Raw genomic sequence first — 17175 nt, forward strand, 5'->3', positions numbered from 1 at the left:
TTCAGCTGCTGACGGCCTTGGGTCCGGTGCCGATACCGACGCCGCAGTCCGTCATGAATTCGGAGAAGACACGGTCGAAGCGATCCGGGTAGTCCAGGTGGGGGAAGTGTCCGGCGCGCTTGAAGATCTCGACCCGCCCGAGCGGTAGCTCGGCGCGAGCGTTCTCGGTGTGGGCGTTGGGGATGATGGTGTCTTCCTCGCCCCACACCAGTAGTGCCTGCAGGTTCTTGAAGTTGGCGAAATGTGGCGTGGCATTGACGGTTTGGCCGTTGTAATTGATGACCGATCGTGCCGTCGCCAGAAATGCCTGACGTGTCGACGCGTCCGATACCGAAGCAAAGCTCTTACGGGCCTCACTCGCGCTGGCGCCGAGCTTGAACAGGCCGATCTTGTTGAAAAGTCCGAGCGCTTTGTCGGTCACGTCGGTCAGCGTCCTGGACGCGAGGACGGGAAGTACCAGTTCGCTGCCGGGCAGAGTCGCCGCCCGCAGGAGAGGGCTCACCTCGGGGCCGAGTCCGCCGCTGGCCACCAGGCACAGTCGTTCCACGCGGTCGGGGAACAGATACAGCGTCTGCATCGCGATCCCGCCGCCGAGTGAGTGACCGACCAGGGTGGCCGACGGAATATCGAGGGCTTCGAGAAGATCGCGCACAGTGGCTGCGTGAGCGCTGAGTGAGTAGTCGCCGGCAGGCTTGTCCGACGCACCATGTCCGAAGAGATCAGGAGCGATGACGCGGTAGTGGCGTGAGAGCGTCTCGATCTGCGGCTCCCAGTTGGAGTGCGCGCCCAGCAGGCCGTGAATGAGCACCACAACGGGGCCACTGCCTTGGTCGACGTATTTGAGCTGGTCGCCGTGCAATACAACCGTCTGTAATTGGTCGGTTGCCATGATTGAACCTTTCGGAGCCGCCAGTGTCTGTGGCTGCTCGCGTGTTGTCGGACCGCACCCGCCCCGACGCGGATCCACGGGTATTTGTGACCGGGAGTAACCCCAGTTCCCTCAGTATGCCCATCGAGGGGGCCGATGTCGTGGCCATCGGGCGTGTTGTGACGAACCGTGAGCCGTCGGCTGAGGGGAGACGTACAACTCACCGCCGCGTGTCGGTGCCGTTGATCAGGCGAAATCAACCAGCTTGCCGAAGGTGAGGTTGATGTCCCACGGAGTGACGCCCCACGTCTCGATGGCTGATACCGCGAAGATTCCGGCAGCCTCGATGGTGTCCTGTGAAGCTGGTGCCGAAACCGAAACACCGGCTTGTCCGTGTGGAACCTCCGGCCAGACGCCTGTGCCCACGGGTGCGGGGGTGGCTTCCATGACTGCGTTGGCCAGTCCCGATTCGTCGACGGTCGTGAAGAGGCAGTTCGGTTCGTGGGGAGAATCCCACCCGCCGAGTTCCGCGAGCCAGAATTCGCCGCGACCGGCAGCGGAGATCGCGATGGAGGCGAGTACCGCCTCGAGATCTTCCCAAGCGTCGGCGGCCGGGGCCGACGCCTCGGTGAGCTTGAACGGTGCGGCGAGGGCAGTGCTGTCCGGGGAAGCGAAGCGCGGCTGCACAGTGAGGGTCTGCATCTGGGCGTCGAAAAATGCAACTTCTCGGAACTTGTTGTCCGGCAGAGCAGTACGGGCCACGAGGCCCCGACCTAGCAGTGTGCCGAGCTCCTCGGGATAGTCGACGCTCCACAAGCGGGTCTCGTCCTCGGACCACGTGCGAATCATTCCGTCGACTACGGGACTGATCAGCACGGGCTCGAGGTTCGTACTGCCTGTTGACTCGCTCACCGCTGGCTCCCCACCGCACTTCGTACCGCCGGACCGGTTCCGGGCGACCAGACAAGTATGCCGCCTTGCTGCTGTGCGCCTTTATTGACCGCCGGCGGTTAATAAAGGCGCACAGCAGGTGGTCACATATGCGTGCCGCCGTCGATGCGGATTTCCGTTCCGGTGACAAATGAGCCGTCCTCGGAAGCGAGCATCGCGATCACACCGGCGACCGCGGACGGGGGAGCGAAACCCTCACCGATCGCCGGGGCCAGCTTGCCGAGCAGCGTGAAGTCGATGTCGGCCGGGAATCCGGGATCGGACGTCATGCCCGAAGCGATGCTGCCGGGTGCGACGGCCACGGCGCGAAGGCCCTGCTTGCTGTACTCGAGAGCGAGTGCGTGCGTGAAGGATTGGATTCCACCCTTCGACGCTGCATACGCCGTCATGTAGGGGTGGGCAAACGTCGCCGAGGTGGAACTGAAATTGACCACGACGCCTGCCCCGCTTTCGAGCAGAGCAGGCAGGGACTCCCTCGTCATGAGGAAGGTTCCGGTCAGGTTGACCCCGATGACGGTGTTCCAGAAATCGAGTGTCATCTCGTGGGTATGCGCGGAGCGCAGAATGCCCGCCGCATTGACCAGCACGTCGAGGCCGCCCAGAGCCTTGATCGCAGCGCCGACCTGTTCGCGAACAGACTCTTCGCTGGAGATGTCGACCTTCACCGTGGTGAGGCGATCGGAATGGCCGGCGTCCTTCGCGGCGTTCAGCGTCTGTTCGAGGCCGGTCTCGGAAATGTCGGCGGCGACGACGGTGCCACCTTCTGCCAGGATGCGGGCAACGGTGGCTTGGCCGATGCCGGATCCTGCGCCGCTGATGAGGACGCGCTTGTCGTCGAATCGATTCACGAGAAAACTCCGGTCTGTGGGATGGACAGCTGTCTGGTGACCGATTCTGCGTGATCCAGCCACATAAATCTGCGGATCATTCCACTGACTGGGCAGCATCGGTGCTTGTTCGCCCGGGACTACGAGCGAACAAGCACCGTCGTGTCTACAAACCCGCTGCCTGCGCGAGGCTCGGAAGGTAGGTGCTCGGCTGACCGAAAAGCTGAGCGCTGCCGTGTGCACGCTTGAAGTACAGCTGAGCGTCGTGCTCCCAGGTGATCGCGATTCCGCCGTGCAACTGAACCGCTTCGGAGGTGATCTGCCGCAATGCTTCCGAGCAGTAGATCTTCGCCACCGCTGCGTCGTCGGCCGACTGCGTCGCCACTGCGGCGTAGGTCATCGACCGTGCCGTCTCGACCAACGTGTACATGTCGGCCATCCGGTGCTTGAGGGCCTGGAAAGAACCGATCGCGCGACCGAACTGCTTGCGCGACTTGGTGTATTCGACGGTCTGTTCGACGATCGCTGCGGCTGCTCCGACCTGCTCCGCAGACAACGCGATCAGGACGACGGTTCGGATTCGATCGACTAGATCTTCGGACCACTCCAGTGGCCGACCGCGAACACCGGAGAACGTGACCTCCGCCAGCGTTCGCGTCGGATCCATGGTGGGGACGCGTCGGCGGGAGACGCCCTCGGCCGCGGGATCCACTTCATAGAACCCGTCGGCGGTCAGAACGAGCAGGGTGTCTGCAACGTGCCCGTCGAGGACGTACGACGCCGTCCCGTTCAACGCATCCTCGGTTGCCTCGACGCCGAAGGTACTCCAACCAGCGGCGCTCGCCCAGCACAGTGCGAGCGTGCTCTCGCCGGCCGCGACACCGGGCAGCAGTCGCGAGCATGCGTCGTTGTCACCGGAAAGCAGCAGTGCCTGTGCGGCAAGAATTGCGGAACCCAACATCGGTGAAGGTGTCAGTGTGCGGCCCAGTTCCTCCTGGACCACGTGTACCTCACCCAAACCTGCTCCGACGCCGTCGAACTCCTCGGGAATCGCCAGCGCGGCGACGCCGATCTGCTCACACAGCTTGCTCCACAACGCCGCGTCATAGCCGATCTCTGTGGTGATCGCGGCGCGGACGGCAGCGGAGTCGGAATGCTTACTCAGGAGATCGCGTACCGACGCGCGCAATGCTGCCTGGTCTTCGGTGTCGATGCTCATGACGCAACCAGAGCTTCGACGACGCGTGCGCGGTGCTCGGACGGCGTGCCCCATGCGGTGAGTAGCGCCCGCACCTTGGTGAGCCACAGGGAGAGATCATGTTCCATCGTGTAGCCGATGGCGCCGTGAACCTGGAGCCCGACGCGGGCGGCTTTGTAGGCGGCATCGCCACACGCGACCTTGGCGGCTGAAATGTCGCGCGAGGCGTCGGCCGACTGATCGCGAACCGACAGTGCGGCACCGTGCAGCAGGGGGCGAGCCATTTCGAGGGAGACGGCAACCTCGGCCAGGTGGTGCTTCATGGCCTGGAACTGTCCGATGACCTTGCCGAACTGCTTGCGCTGCTTCGCGTATTCGGTGGTGACCTCGAGCAGTGTCTGGCCGAGACCCTGCAACTGCGCGGCAGTGGCAAGAGCGCCCATGTCGAATGCTGCCGAGAAGTCGGCGGAGCCCAGCGATTCGCCGGCAGAAACCTCGTAGAGCTTGCGGGAGAGATCCACCGACGCCTTGGCCTCGCCGGGGACGCCGAGTGAGACGGCACCGTCCTGCGCAAGTAGCACCAGGTCCACTGCATCGGCGTCGAGCGCAAACGGTGTGTGCGGGGGAGCGGCGACGGATGCCAGTGACCCCTCGGCGAGAGCAGAGAGACGTTCCGGTGCAACGGAAGCCAGGAGCGTCGGTGCCACGGCGATCGTTTCGACGACCGGTCCGGGTACTGCATGGCGACCGAGCTGTTCGAGCGCAATGACCAGGTCGACGGCGTCGGCGCCGAGTCCGTCGTGCTCTTCGGCGATGACGAGGCCGTTGACGCCGGTCTCGGCAAGGCGCTGCCAGAGCTTCTTGCCTGGCTCGGTGTCACCGTCGTTCCACGAACGGATGACGGCGGGCATGTCGGACTTGGTCAGCAGTGCATCGATGCTTGCAGCGAAGTCCTGGTGGGAGGAGTCGAGCGCGAATCTCATCGGTCCGCCTTCGGTAGGCCGAGCAGACGCTCAGCGATGACGTTTTTCTGAATTTCGTTGGTGCCTGCGTAGATCGGGCCGGACAGTGAGAACAGGTATCCGTCCATCCAGTTGTCGGCCAACTCGGCTTCAGGGCCCTGAAGTTCGAGAGCAGTCTCGTGGGTGGCGATATCCCACTCGGACCAGAAGACCTTGTTGATCGAGGACTCGGCGCCGAGCTGTCCACCGTCGGCCAGACGGGTGACGGTGCCGAATGTGTTGAGTTGGTAAGCGCGAGCGCCGATCCAGGCGTCGGCGACTTGGTTGCGCAGAGCGCTGTCGTCAGTGCGTCCGCTGGACTTGTACAGCTCGAGCAGGCGGTCGACTGTCGCGAGAAAGCGGCCGGGGCTGCGCAGCGAGAGGCCACGCTCGTTGCTTGCGGTGCTCATCGCGACGCGCCAACCTTCGTTGACGTTGCCGATCACACCGGACTCACCGGGGTTGGCCGGGTCGTCCGGAACGAAGACGTCCTCGAGGAAGATCTCGGCGAAGCCGGGCTCGCCGTCGAGCTGATCGATCGGGCGAACGGTGACGCCCTTCGAGCGGAGGTCGAACATGAAGTACGTGATGCCCTTGTGGCGCTGCGCATCTGGATCGGAGCGGAACAAGCCGAAGCCCCAGTCTGCGTAGCTGGCCCGCGAACTCCACGTCTTCTGACCGTTGAGCAGCCAGCCGCCGTCGACCTTCTTCGCGCTCGACCGCAGGCTCGCGAGGTCGGAACCGGACTCGGGCTCGGACCAGGCCTGTGCCCAGATGTCGTCAGCACGAGCCATGCGCGGCATGATGCGAGCCAACTGCTCGGCATGTGCATGCTCGAACAGTGTGGGAGCCAAGAGGAAGATGCCGTTCTGGCTTACGCGACCGGGCGCACCCGAGCGGTAGTACTCCTCCTCGAAGACGACCCATTCGAGCAGGGACGCGTCGCGGCCACCGAGTTCCTTGGGCCAGGAGACGACGGCGTAACCGGCGTCGGCGAGGGTGTGTTCCCACTGCCGGTGTTCTTCGAAGCCCTCGGCGGTGTCCATGGACTTCAGCGGAGTAGCGGGGACGTTCGCCTCCAGGAACGAGCGGACCTCGTCACGGAATGCGGTTGTGGCGTCGTCGAATACGAGATCCACTAGTTTGTTCCTTCCTGCGGTGTGCGAGCACTGGCAGCCATAGCTTTGGCATCGAGACCACCAAGCGAGTCTTTGCCTACCTCGGCGTTGTGAGCGTGAGCGAAGTGATGCAGACCGAAGACGGAATCGATGCCGTTACGCATCCCCATCTGGTCCTCGCACTGATTGACGGCCTTCTTGGTCAAAGCCAGTCCGAAGCGGGGCATCTCGGCGATACGTCCGGCGAGCTCGAACGTCTCCTTCTCGAGATCCTTGCGGGCGACGACGCGATTGACCATGCCGATTTCGTAGGCGCGTTGCGCGGTGAAGCGATCGCCGGTGAAGAGCATTTCCTTCGCGAAACGTGAACCGACCATCCACGGGTGCGCGAAGTATTCGACGCCGGGGATGCCCATGCGGACAACGGGATCGGAGAAGAAGGCGTCGTCGGCCGCGACGATCATGTCGCAGACCCAGGCGAGCATGAGCCCACCGGCAATGCAGGCGCCTTGCACCATCGCGATGGTGGGCTTGGGGATCTCCCGCCAACGGCGGCACATACCCAGGTAGACCTCCATCTCGCGCGCGAAACGCTGGTCACCGCCGGGCTTGTCGACGTGATCCCACCACATGGTGGCCTTGTTCTCGTACTCGACGTGATGATCGCGTCCCGGAGTTCCCAGATCGTGTCCGGCGCTGAAGTGAGGTCCGTTGCCTGCCAGGACGATCACTTTCACGTCGTCGTCCTCGACGGCGCGCTGGAATGCCGCGTCGAGGGCGTACGTCACGACCGAGTTCTGGGCGTTGCGGTAGTCGGGGCGATTCAACGTCACGACGGCGACCGAGTCACGAACCTCGTAGGTCACGACGTCGGCTTCAAAAGGAACGGTCATGACTGTTCCTCGCGCAGAACCGTTTTGAGGACCTTGCCCGAAGGGTTACGGGGCAGGTGATCGACGAAGCGTACTTCGCGGGGCACCTTGAAGCCGGCGATCTTCTCCTTGAGGAAGGCGATCACCGACTCTTCGGTGAGGCCGGCACCGTCGAGTTGGGCGATGTAGACGCGGCCCACCTCTCCCATCCGGTGATCGGGGATGCCGATGGCAGCCGATTCATGGACGCCGGGCAGCCGAGCCAACATACCCTCGATCTCGGCGGGGTAGACGTTGAATCCGCCGCTGACGTACATGTCCTTGAGGCGGTCGGTGATGTCGAGATATCCGCGTTCGTCGAGGGTTCCGATGTCTCCGGTGTGCAGCCAGCCGTCGGCGTCGATTGCCTTGGCGGTGGATTCCGGGTCGTCGAGGTACCCGAGCATGACGTTCGGTCCACGAAGCAGGATCTCGCCCTGGTCGCCGATCTTGACCTCGAAATCGGCTGTCGCGCGGCCGGAACTGGTGGAGACGGTGACCGGATCGTCGTCGGTGCGGCACATGGTCGCAACGACTGCCTCGGTCAGGCCGTATGCCGTGAGGACGGCGTCGAAAAGCTCTGCCTGCATGCGCTCGACGAGAGCAACCGGCACGGGTGCGGCGCCGGTGATCGCGATGCGGAGCGAGGACAGGTCGTATTCGCTGCGGCGGGGGTGGTCGAGGATGGTCTGATAGATCGTCGGGGCGCCAGGCAGGATGCTGATCTTCTCGCTGTTGACCAGCGCGAGGGTGTCGTCGATGTTGAAGACGGACACCGGCACGATCGTCGCACCGTTCAACAGACAGACCAGGATTCCGGCCTTGTACCCGAAGGTGTGGAAGAACGGGCTGATGATGAGGAAGTTGTCGTCAGCGGTGACCTCGGCGCATTCGCCCCACGACTTGGCAACGGCGATGGACTGACGGTGCGCGGTGATCGCGCCCTTGCTGCGTCCCGTGGTGCCGGAGGTGAAGAGGATGTCGCTGACGTCGTCGGGCTGCACCTTCGCAGCGCGGGCATCGGCTTCGGTGCGGGCGGCGTCGGTGGCGAGCGCGAGGAAGTCCTCGAACTCGATGACGCCGTCACGGTCGTCGTTCCCGTCGATCGGTACCTGGATGACGGTGGGAATCGACAGGCTCGGGTTGGCGTCGAGCAACTGCTGGTACCGATCGGCCTTGAGGAACGTGCCGACGACCACCAGAGCAGCGGCGTCGACGCGCTCGATGATGTCGAGAGCTTCGGTGCCGGTGTATCGAGTGTTGATCGGAATGATGGCCGCGCCGGCGTACTGAGCGCCGAGCAGGGCGATCACCCAGTGGTACGTGTTGGGCGCCCAGATGACGACGCGGTCGCCTGCCTTCACCCCACGGTTGATCAGTGCGCCGGCGAAATCGCGGACACGCTGGTGTAGCTGTGCGAAGGTCAGTCGGGTGTCGCCATCGGCGATAGCCGCGCGCTCACCGAACTCCTCGGCGGCCCGGATGAGGGCTGATGGGATGGTTCTCGGTTGTTCGGTCACTGGACTCCTACCTGACACGCTACCTAGCAAGTGCTTGGTAGGTTATCTTACATATGTGGACCAGAGCGAGAGCCCGGACGGGCAGATGACGGACGACGAGTTTGCGACCACGGTCGCGCAGTGGTTGGCCGAGAACTTGACGGGCAAATTCGCCCAGCTCAAGGGTAAGGGCGGCCCCGGCAGCGAGCACGAGTTCTTCGAGCAACGACTCGAGTGGGACAAGCACCTCGCAGCCGCAGGATGGACGTGCCTCGGGTGGCCGAAGGAGTTCGGCGGGCGGGGAGCAAGCATCGCTCAGCAGGTCATCTTCCATCAGGAGTACGCGAAGGCCGGTGCGCCCGCTCGCGTCAGCCACATCGGTGAAGAGCTGCTCGGCCCGACGCTGATCGCGTACGGAACGGACGAGCAGAAGCGCCGATTCCTTCCGGGCATCAACACGGTCAGTGAACTGTGGTCGCAGGGCTACTCCGAGCCCGGCGCCGGTTCCGACCTCGCGAACGTCTCCACCACCGCACGCCTCGAAGACGGCAAGTGGATCATCAACGGCCAGAAGGTGTGGACCTCACTGGCTCACGTCGCGCAGTGGTGCTTCGTGGTCTGCCGCACCGAGGTGGGCTCCAAGCGTCACCAGGGGTTGAGCTTCCTGCTGGTCCCGTTGGATCAGCCCGGTGTGACAGTTCGGCCCATTCAGCAGCTCACCGGCACATCGGAGTTCAACGAGGTCTTCTTCGACGACGCCGTCACCGACGCCGATCTGGTGGTCGGGGAACCCGGCGAGGGCTGGAAGATCGCGATGGGGCTGCTCACCTTCGAGCGCGGTGTATCCACGCTCGGACAGCAGATCGGATTTGCCCGCGAGCTCCAAGGCGTCGTCGACCTGGCGAAAGCCAATGGCAGTGACCAGGATCCGAACATCCGCGAAAAGATCGCGCGCGCCTGGGTCGGTCTGCGCGTGATGCGCGCCCACGCGATGCGTACTCTCGACGCGGTCGACGCCGGAACCGGTGGCGGAGAAGCGTCCGTCGCAAAACTTTTGTGGGCCAACTGGCATCGTGATCTGGGACAGCTGGCGATGGACGTGCAAGGAGCGTCGTCGTTGGTTGCACCGTGGGCGGATTCCGAAGGCAATGCCTCGGACATCACCGATCCCGAGCATCTCGAGCTCGACGAGTGGCAGCGCCTCTTCCTCTTCACCCGCGCCGACACGATTTACGGCGGCTCCAACGAAATTCAGCGCAACATCATTTCCGAGCGCGTGCTCGGTCTTCCCCGAGAGGCCCGTTAATGTCTGACACCAAAGCCGCGTCCCCGCTTTCCGTTGCGCCGGAGGAAACCCCGGGCCACGGACTGCTCGCGGGCAAGAAGGCAATCATCACCGCCGCAGCCGGAACCGGCATCGGCTTCTCTACTGCGCGCCGGGTGCTTCTCGAGGGCGGCGACGTTCTCGTCTCCGACTTCCACGAGCGTCGACTCGGCGAGACGGTGGAGAAGCTGAAGGCCGAATTCCCCGGTCAGCAGGTCGAGTCGATCATCTGTGACGTGTCCAGCACCGAGCAGGTCGACGCGTTGTTCGTCGGAGCGGCCGAGAAGTTGGGACGTATCGACATCGTCGTCAACAACGCGGGCCTTGGCGGCGAAACTCCCGTCGTCGACATGACGGACGATCAGTGGGATCGCGTTCTCGACATCACCCTCAACAGCACTTTCCGTTCGACGCGCGCCGCGCTGCGGTACTTCAAGAGCGTTCCCCACGGCGGTGTTCTGGTGAACAACGCGTCCGTCCTCGGTTGGCGGGCGCAGCATTCCCAGGCGCACTACGCCGCAGCCAAGGCCGGCGTCATGGCGCTGACTCGGTGCAGCGCAATCGAAGCAGCGGAGTACGGAGTCCGTATCAACGCGGTCTCGCCCTCCATTGCGCGTCACGCGTTCCTGGCGAAGGTCACCAGTGAGGAACTGCTCGACCAGTTGGCTTCCGGTGAGGCCTACGGACGCGCGGCGGAGGTCTGGGAGATCGCAACGGTCATCGCGATGCTCGCCAGCGATTACTCCACCTACATGACCGGCGAGATCGTCTCCGTTTCTTCGCAGAGGGCCTAGCGTCCCCGTGCGCGGTTGAGGAGTCCCTGGACTCGCTGACCGCGCACAGGGGAAGGCCCTGGATAGGATTGAATACATGACGCCACCTCGAAATTCCGACGAATCAAACGGCAAGTCCGGGCGCCGCGACGAGCTGCTCGAGATCGCGGCGGGGCTGTTCGCCGATCGCGGAGTGCGCGCGACGACCGTCCGCGACATCGCCGACGCCGCCGGGATACTGTCCGGCAGCCTGTATCACCATTTCGATTCGAAGGAGTCGATGGTCGACGAGATCCTGCACCAGTTCCTCGACGAACTCTTCGGAAAATACCGCGAGATCGTCGCGGCGGGGTTGGACAGTCGCGCGACGCTCGAAGCGCTGGTCGTGACGTCGTACGAGGCCATCGACGCCTCACATTCGGCTGTGGCGATCTACCAGGACGAGGTCAAGCACCTCGTCGGGAACGAGCGCTTCGCTTACCTGGCCGAGCGCAACACCGAGTTCCGGGACCTGTGGGTCGGCGTCCTCGAAGCCGGCGTCGAGGACGGGACCTTCCGTTCCGACATCGACGTCGAATTAGTATTCCGATTCATGCGCGACACCGTGTGGGTCGCGGTTCGCTGGTACCGCCCGGGTGGATCCCTCTCGGCTAACGCCGTCGCGGCTCAATATCTCGCGATCGTGCTCGACGGGCTCTCCGATCCGGCCACAACTTCAGACGCTATTGCTGAATCAACTTCAAGAACTATTGCTGCACAACGAAACTAGGAGCTAACGCTATGTCCGAGGTTTACATCGTCGACGCCATTCGCACACCGATCGGCAAGAGAGGCGGCGCGCTGTCCGGCGTGCACCCCATCGATCTCGGTGCGCACGTCGTCAAGGCACTGGTCGAGCGCACCGGTATCGACCCCAGTGACGTCGACGACGTGATCTTCGGTTGCGTCGACGCCATCGGCGGCCAGGCCGGCAACATCGCCCGTATGTCCTGGCTCGCAGCGGGATTCCCGGAGCACGTTCCCGGTGTGACGGTCGATCGTCAGTGTGGTTCGAGCCAGCAGGCAGTGCACTTCGGCGCTCAGGCCATCCTGTCGGGCACCGCAGATCTGATCGTTGCCGGCGGTGTTCAGAACATGAGCCAGATTCCGATCTCGGCAGCGATGATCGTCGGTCAGCAGTACGGATTCGACACGCCGACTTCGGGTTCGGTCGGTTGGACCGAGCGTTACGGTGACCAGGAAGTCTCGCAGTTCAAGGGCGCCGAAATGATCGCCGAGAAGTGGGACGTCAGCCGCGAAGAGCTCGAGAAGTGGGCCCTGCAGAGCCATGAGCGCGCCAAGGCTGCAATCGCCGCGGGTCGTTTCGACAACGAGATTGTCGCCATGGGTGACGCGACCGTCGACGAAGGACCCCGCGAGACCAGCCTCGAAAAGATGGCGACGCTCAAGGTGCTCGTCGAAGACGGGCGCATGACCGCAGCAGTGGCCAGCCAGATCTCCGACGGCGCGAGTGCGCTGCTGCTGGCGTCGGCGGAAGCGGTGGAGAAGTACAACCTCAAGCCCCGCGCCCGGATTCATCACCTCAGCGCTCGCGGCGACGACCCGATCTTCATGCTCAGTGCACCGATCCCGGCCACGAAGCATGCTCTCGCGAAGGCCGGTCTGAGCATCGAGGACATCGACATCGTCGAGATCAACGAAGCTTTTGCCCCGGTCGTCCTGGCCTGGATCAAGGAGATCGGCGCAGATCCGGCCAAGGTCAACGTCAACGGCGGCGCGATCGCACTCGGCCACCCGCTCGGCGCGACCGGCACCAAGTTGATGGCAACGCTGCTCAACGAACTCGAGCGCACCGGTGGCCGTTACGGCCTGCTGACCATCTGTGAAGGTGGCGGCACCGCAAACGCGACGATTATCGAGCGTCTCTGACGTCTTGCTGTGCGCCTTTGTTAACCGCCGGCAGTTAACAAAGGCGCACAGCAGCTAGTTGTTCGGCACATCCGCGACCTTGATGTCGAAGTTCGCACTTTCACCGTCAACGCTGGTCACGGTGGCTGTGACGTCGTATTCGGTGCCCTGCTCGGTCAGGATGCAGGTGATCGTCGCGCCGACTTCGGCGTCGAGGTTTTCCGGACACGTCACGTCGTCGGGTGGCTCGCCGATCTTCTCTGCGAGTTGAGTGGAGATCTGACTTGCGACTTCGGACTTGTCCACTTGCGGCGTCCCGACGCTTGCCGAGCAAGCTCCCGTGGCCAATGCCACCGAGAGCAGGACGATTCCCACTGCAGGCCTCTTTGTCATGTGAACTCCCAGGGTGCGCCGGTGCTCGCTGCTGCCAACTCTGGGATTACCGCATTTGAGACTGTTCAACCGAATTGCGCGACGCGGTTTTTGGAGGTCAGCGTCGGCGGACCGTCAAGTTGAAGCCTTCTGGCATGAGGGTGAGCCGTTCGGCCACCTTCAGTTCGTAATCCGGATCGACTTCGATCGTGTATTTCTGCAAGATGGTGCCCAACACGAGGACCGCTTCGTGAATAGCGAATTGTCTTCCGATGCAGGCACGTTCACCCGTTCCGAACGGCTTGTACACGTGTGCCGGTCTGGCCTTGATGTTGGCGGGCAGGAAACGATCCGGATCGAAAGCCTCGGGATCGTTGCCCCACACGGGATCGCGATGAAGTGACGGGATGAGCACGAGCATCCAATCGCCCTTCTTCATCGGATACTTCCCGACGAGCGTGGTGTCTTCGAGTGCCGCGCGGCCGTATGCCGGTGCTGTCGGCCACAGGCGCAACGATTCGTCGAGGACGCGTCGCACGTATCGAAGTTTCGCGATCTTCTCGAAGGCGGGCTCTTCGCCCTCCCAGACCTTGTCGACCTCGGCTTGCGCGTTGGCCAGCACGTCAGGGTTTCGTGACAGGTAGTACAGCGCGAACGACAATGCGCCGGAAGTGGTTTCGTGTCCCGCGACGAGGAAGGTCACGACCTGATGGCGGATGTTCAGTTCGTCGATACGGTTGGGATCGTTTTCGCGTGCCGCCCGCAGCATCAGCTCGAGTAGGTCTTCCGGCCCCGGTTCGGTACTTGCCCGCCTGACACGGATTACCTCGTCGACCACCTCGGCCATGTACGCCTTGCGGACCTCGTCACGTTGATCGGCGCGACGTGCGAGGACTCGACCCAGGGCAGTGGACTTCAGGAACGTCGTGCGTTGTGAATGGGAGAGAGCGCCGACCATCGCCTTGACGAATGGGTGCTGCTCTTCACGTTCGAAAGAGTCGAACGAGTAGCTGAATCCCGTGCGTCCGATGGTCTCCAACGTCAGCTTGGTCATGTCTGCGGAGACGTCGATGGGGGAGTCACTTTCACGACTGTCCCAATGGTCGACCAACTCGCCGGCCACGTCGAGCATGGTGCGGTGGTACGAGCGCATCGCAGTCTGGCTGAACGCCGGTGCCAGGAGATTGTGCGCCTTGCCCCAGTTGGGCTCGTGGTTGTACGCCGTGAACAGTCCGTCGCCGCCGATTCCGCGGAGCGCTTTGACCCCGGGTGCGAGGTGTTTCGCGAACCGGGACTCGTCGGACAGTTCTGCCACCATGTCCGCGCCCGAGGCGAAGACGAAGCGATTGCCCAGGACGTTTCTTTCGAAGATCGGGCCGAGTTCACGGCCGATGCTTACGGAGTTCTGCAGTGGCGTCCGGATATTGATCCCGAGGACGTCGCCTAGAAAGGGCAGGCGCCACGCCGGATGCGGGATCCGAGCATCGGTCGTCGCCTCTGGAGTGGTGTCGACGCTCATGGTGTGTCCCCCGGGTGATATCGCTTACTGAATTGATGTCTAGTACGCAAAGTACGCCTTACTGAATCGGTGTCAAGTAGTAATCTGACTTGCCTATGGTCGCACCACGAAAACGCCTGGACCGAGAACAGCGGCGCACGCAGTTGCTCGACATCGGCGCGCAACTTTTTGCCGATCGCTCGTACGAGGACGTGTGGATCGAAGAGGTTGCCGAGATTGCAGGCGTCTCGCGCGGGTTGATGTACCACTATTTTCCGACCAAGCGAGACTTCTTCTCCGCAATCGTCGAGCGCGAATCGCAACACCTGCTCGAGGTGACCGCGCCGGACGCGACGCTACCGGTGCGTGAACAGGTGGCGGCCGGGTTGGATGCTTACTTCGCGTACGTGAAGTCCCACAGCAGGGGAGTGCGCGCCATCAACGTCGGGACGCTCTCAGCAGAGGCCGGTATCCGAGCGATCGTCGAACGGGAACTCGAACAGCAACAGATTCGGATCCTCGACGCACTCGGATTCGAGGGCGAAGAAAGACAGATCGCCACCGTCGCGGTGCGGGGATGGATCGCATTCGTCCGGGCCGTGTGTCTCGACTGGCTCGACCAACCTTCCATACCGCACGAGGATTTGAGGGTGATCTGTCTGCGGACCCTCTCCGGAGCGTTGGGCATCGACCTCGAAACGTGAAATGACGACCGCGCGGGAGCGGCCGGCATTTCTACGAATAAATCCGACTAGTCGAGCGTCGGATAGAGATCGTCCCAGCCCTTGACTACGTACATGTTGTTGTACATGGACCCGTAGTACGTACTGCCGTGCAGAACGGTGACGTTCCTGGCCTGCACAGCCGGAAGTCGTTGCCACAACTTGTTGTCCGAGAGTTGATCGAAGGTGGTGTCACTGCTGTCGGTGACGGAAACCATGAACGCGTCGAAATCGCGAAGGCGATCCATCTCCTCGATGCTCAGTCGCCCCTGATTGACTGTAGAACAGACTCGCGAGGGTCTTTCCCGCGATCGCCGAAGCGTGTCGAGAGCGAATGTCGGTGATCAGAGCGTCGTAGTCGGTGATCAGGCGATCCGTGGTGGGTGTTCGACCCAGCCAATCGGAGAGGGCGCGTGAGATTCTCTCGCCACGTCTGCTTCGATTCGGTCGTCAGGACGGGAGCGATGGCTTGGAGCTTTGCAGCGGGCCAGTACTCGTTGTCGGCGTTGACGCAGATGATGAGATCGGGTGCCCAGTCCGAGGATCTGCCCCAGATTGGGCTTGTCGCTGAGGTATTCGGCCGAGCCGTCGATGGGAACCCACTCAGTGGCGGGCGAGATGTTGTATCCGAAGACCGGTAGTTCCAGGGCAATTGCGGGCTCGAGGTCGGTACGGGCGTCGACGGCCAAGACCCGCTTGTCACCTCCGTGATTGTCGGGCCGCGCGCGATGGAGCAGTTCAACTCTCAACTACCGGCGGCGACCGCGACATTGCCCGTCGAGGTCCTGGATCGCATCGACGAACTGGTTGCGCCCGGGGTGACGGTGAACCAGGACGACAACAGTTACGGCACAAGCGAACTGGCGGTGACGGCGCGGCGCCGATGGCAACGGCTTCCGTCTATTCGGAAACTGCGTGATATCAGGTTATTTCGACCGTTGCCCGTGACTTGCGGGTGATGGTGGCGCCGAAGGCGGCGGCGAGCGGGAACATCAGAACGCCGTACACCGCAGCCGGTACTGCCAATTGCACATTGTCGAGGAGGCTGACGGCGATGGTGATCGCCAACGTGCTGTTGTGGATGCCGATTTCCATGGAACTGGCGATGGCTTGTCGGTCCTCGATGCCGAATATCCGGGGAACGACGTAGCCGATCGAAAGGCTCAGCAGACAGAACAACGCAGCGACGGCGCCGATGTCAACGAGATAGTCCGCGATGTTCTCGCGTTCGGATACAACCGTTCCGACAATCACCAGTGCCAGAACCACCGCAGATCCGATGCGGACGGGCTTGTCCATGCGCTCGGCAAAGGCGCTCGAGCGCAATCGAACCCACATTCCGAGGGCGACAGGAATCAGTACGACGGCAAAGACCTGAAGTACCTTCGTGAACTGCAGTCCGAGGGTGCCGTCCGCGTCTTCGGGTTCGAAGTAACCCAGCGCGAAGTTGGTGATCAGCGGAAGGGTCACCACCGCAATCACCGAATTGACCGCAGTCAGTGTCACATTGAGAGCAACATCGCCGCGGAACAGATGGCTGAACAGGTTTGCTGTCGTGCCGCCCGGTGATGCGGCGAGAAGCATCATGCCGACGGCGAGCAGTGGGTCGAGGTCGAACAACGTGACCAAGCCGAAGGCCGCGGCTGGGAGCAACAACAACTGGCAGATCAGGGCGATCGAAACGGCCTTCGGCGCTTTTGCCACGCGGGCAAAATCTCCGACCGTCAGGGAAAGCCCGAGGCCGAACATGATGATGGCGAGTGCGGCGGGTAGGCCGACGGAGGTGAGTGCAGAGTCCATGAGTTAGTGGCTACTTCCAGTCACTGGGGGAATTTCACTGAAACTACCGTGATGCCCGGATCTGCGTGGCAGTTTGGATACATTGGTGTATCGAACCGTGACGGCGTCGGTGAGCAGGGTTATCGTCGAATTATGTGCCGAAACATCACTGAACTTCGTGGACTCGAGCCCGCTGCTACGCCGGAGGAGATCGAGGCAGCCTCTCGCCAATACGTACGTAAGGTGAGCGGAGTAGCCAAGGTGTCCGACGCGAACCGAGACGCCTTCGAACAGGCGGTGCGTGAGGTGACCGAAACGACGACGCGCCTGCTCAGCGCCCTGCCGCCTCGTAGACAGCCACCTCAGACCGTCCCGCCGTTGCGTCGTCCGGAAGTGCAGGCTCGGATCGCTGCTCGTTCCTCCTGA

General features: G+C 62.9%; 19 protein-coding genes. 6 read left to right on the top strand and 13 right to left on the bottom strand.

Annotated elements, in window-relative coordinates; genetic code table 11:
* Position 1: 1 nt before the first annotated feature.
* The 8 genes from ACSW29_RS05770 to ACSW29_RS05805 form a co-directional block, all read right to left on the bottom strand.
* Positions 2–889: an alpha/beta fold hydrolase gene (locus ACSW29_RS05770; protein WP_003945464.1), complete on the bottom strand. Its 888-nt coding sequence runs from the start codon at positions 887–889 to the stop codon at positions 2–4.
* A 225-nt stretch (positions 890–1114) separates the two neighbouring features.
* Positions 1115–1780, bottom strand: coding sequence for a hypothetical protein (locus ACSW29_RS05775; protein ID WP_448276804.1), 666 nt, complete (start codon positions 1778–1780; stop codon positions 1115–1117).
* A gap of 122 nt (positions 1781–1902) precedes the next feature.
* Entirely contained in the window at positions 1903–2667 is a 765-nt protein-coding gene (locus ACSW29_RS05780; RefSeq protein WP_003945543.1) for an SDR family NAD(P)-dependent oxidoreductase, read from the bottom strand.
* A gap of 145 nt (positions 2668–2812) precedes the next feature.
* Positions 2813–3865 (bottom strand): acyl-CoA dehydrogenase family protein, encoded by a 1053-nt coding sequence (locus tag ACSW29_RS05785; protein ID WP_317827423.1) that lies wholly within the window; start codon positions 3863–3865, stop codon positions 2813–2815.
* A complete protein-coding gene (locus ACSW29_RS05790) occupies positions 3862–4827 on the bottom strand; it encodes an acyl-CoA dehydrogenase family protein (protein WP_317827422.1) in 966 nt (321 codons plus the stop codon). Before ACSW29_RS05790 ends, ACSW29_RS05785 begins: the two co-directional genes overlap by 4 nt.
* The gene (locus tag ACSW29_RS05795; protein ID WP_230814833.1) at positions 4824–5984 is read right to left on the bottom strand and encodes an acyl-CoA dehydrogenase family protein; all 1161 of its coding nucleotides are present in this window, start codon (positions 5982–5984) and stop codon (positions 4824–4826) included. The genes ACSW29_RS05790 and ACSW29_RS05795 overlap by 4 nt, the downstream gene beginning before the upstream one ends.
* Positions 5984–6856 carry an enoyl-CoA hydratase gene (locus tag ACSW29_RS05800; RefSeq protein WP_317827421.1) on the bottom strand — a complete coding sequence of 291 codons (873 nt, stop codon included), beginning with the start codon at positions 6854–6856 and terminating at the stop codon, positions 5984–5986. The genes ACSW29_RS05795 and ACSW29_RS05800 overlap by 1 nt, the downstream gene beginning before the upstream one ends.
* The gene (locus ACSW29_RS05805; RefSeq protein WP_230814835.1) at positions 6853–8394 is read right to left on the bottom strand and encodes a FadD3 family acyl-CoA ligase; all 1542 of its coding nucleotides are present in this window, start codon (positions 8392–8394) and stop codon (positions 6853–6855) included. Before ACSW29_RS05805 ends, ACSW29_RS05800 begins: the two co-directional genes overlap by 4 nt.
* 55 nt (positions 8395–8449) lie before the next feature.
* Here ACSW29_RS05805 and ACSW29_RS05810 point away from each other — a divergent pair, with 55 nt between their 5' ends.
* The 4 genes from ACSW29_RS05810 (at position 8450) to ACSW29_RS05825 (ending at position 12399) form a co-directional block, all read left to right on the top strand.
* Entirely contained in the window at positions 8450–9679 is a 1230-nt protein-coding gene (locus ACSW29_RS05810) for an acyl-CoA dehydrogenase family protein (RefSeq protein ID WP_317827419.1), read from the top strand.
* The gene (locus tag ACSW29_RS05815) at positions 9679–10491 is read left to right on the top strand and encodes an SDR family oxidoreductase (protein WP_003945582.1); all 813 of its coding nucleotides are present in this window, start codon (positions 9679–9681) and stop codon (positions 10489–10491) included. Before ACSW29_RS05810 ends, ACSW29_RS05815 begins: the two co-directional genes overlap by 1 nt.
* A 76-nt stretch (positions 10492–10567) precedes the next feature.
* A complete protein-coding gene (locus tag ACSW29_RS05820; protein ID WP_448276806.1) occupies positions 10568–11239 on the top strand; it encodes a TetR/AcrR family transcriptional regulator in 672 nt (223 codons plus the stop codon).
* Positions 11240–11250: 11 nt separating this feature from the next.
* The gene (locus ACSW29_RS05825; protein WP_084326860.1) at positions 11251–12399 is read left to right on the top strand and encodes an acetyl-CoA C-acetyltransferase; all 1149 of its coding nucleotides are present in this window, start codon (positions 11251–11253) and stop codon (positions 12397–12399) included.
* Positions 12400–12453: 54 nt separating this feature from the next.
* On the opposite strand, the gene ACSW29_RS05830 is transcribed toward ACSW29_RS05825, so the two are convergent.
* On the bottom strand, positions 12454–12771 hold the full coding sequence (locus ACSW29_RS05830) for a DUF4333 domain-containing protein (protein WP_448276807.1): 318 nt from the start codon (positions 12769–12771) through the stop codon (positions 12454–12456).
* Positions 12772–12868: 97 nt separating this feature from the next.
* Entirely contained in the window at positions 12869–14269 is a 1401-nt protein-coding gene (locus ACSW29_RS05835) for a cytochrome P450 (RefSeq protein ID WP_448276809.1), read from the bottom strand.
* A 95-nt stretch (positions 14270–14364) separates the two neighbouring features.
* On the opposite strand from ACSW29_RS05835, the gene ACSW29_RS05840 reads away from it, so the two are divergent.
* The gene (locus ACSW29_RS05840; protein WP_448276810.1) at positions 14365–14952 is read left to right on the top strand and encodes a TetR/AcrR family transcriptional regulator; all 588 of its coding nucleotides are present in this window, start codon (positions 14365–14367) and stop codon (positions 14950–14952) included.
* A gap of 47 nt (positions 14953–14999) precedes the next feature.
* Here the strand turns inward: ACSW29_RS05840 and ACSW29_RS05845 are convergent, their stop codons facing one another.
* From ACSW29_RS05845 to ACSW29_RS05855, 3 genes are all read right to left on the bottom strand, one after another.
* Positions 15000–15218 carry a hypothetical protein gene (locus ACSW29_RS05845; protein WP_347871777.1) on the bottom strand — a complete coding sequence of 73 codons (219 nt, stop codon included), beginning with the start codon at positions 15216–15218 and terminating at the stop codon, positions 15000–15002.
* 117 nt (positions 15219–15335) lie between these two features.
* Entirely contained in the window at positions 15336–15659 is a 324-nt protein-coding gene (locus ACSW29_RS05850; protein WP_448276812.1) for a hypothetical protein, read from the bottom strand.
* A gap of 232 nt (positions 15660–15891) precedes the next feature.
* On the bottom strand, positions 15892–16770 hold the full coding sequence (locus tag ACSW29_RS05855) for a bile acid:sodium symporter family protein (protein ID WP_448276813.1): 879 nt from the start codon (positions 16768–16770) through the stop codon (positions 15892–15894).
* 132 nt (positions 16771–16902) lie between these two features.
* Between ACSW29_RS05855 and ACSW29_RS05860 the strand changes: the two genes are divergently transcribed.
* The gene (locus ACSW29_RS05860; protein WP_230814845.1) at positions 16903–17175 is read left to right on the top strand and encodes a DUF2277 domain-containing protein; all 273 of its coding nucleotides are present in this window, start codon (positions 16903–16905) and stop codon (positions 17173–17175) included.

The organism is Rhodococcus sp. GB-02 (genome assembly GCF_053470465.1).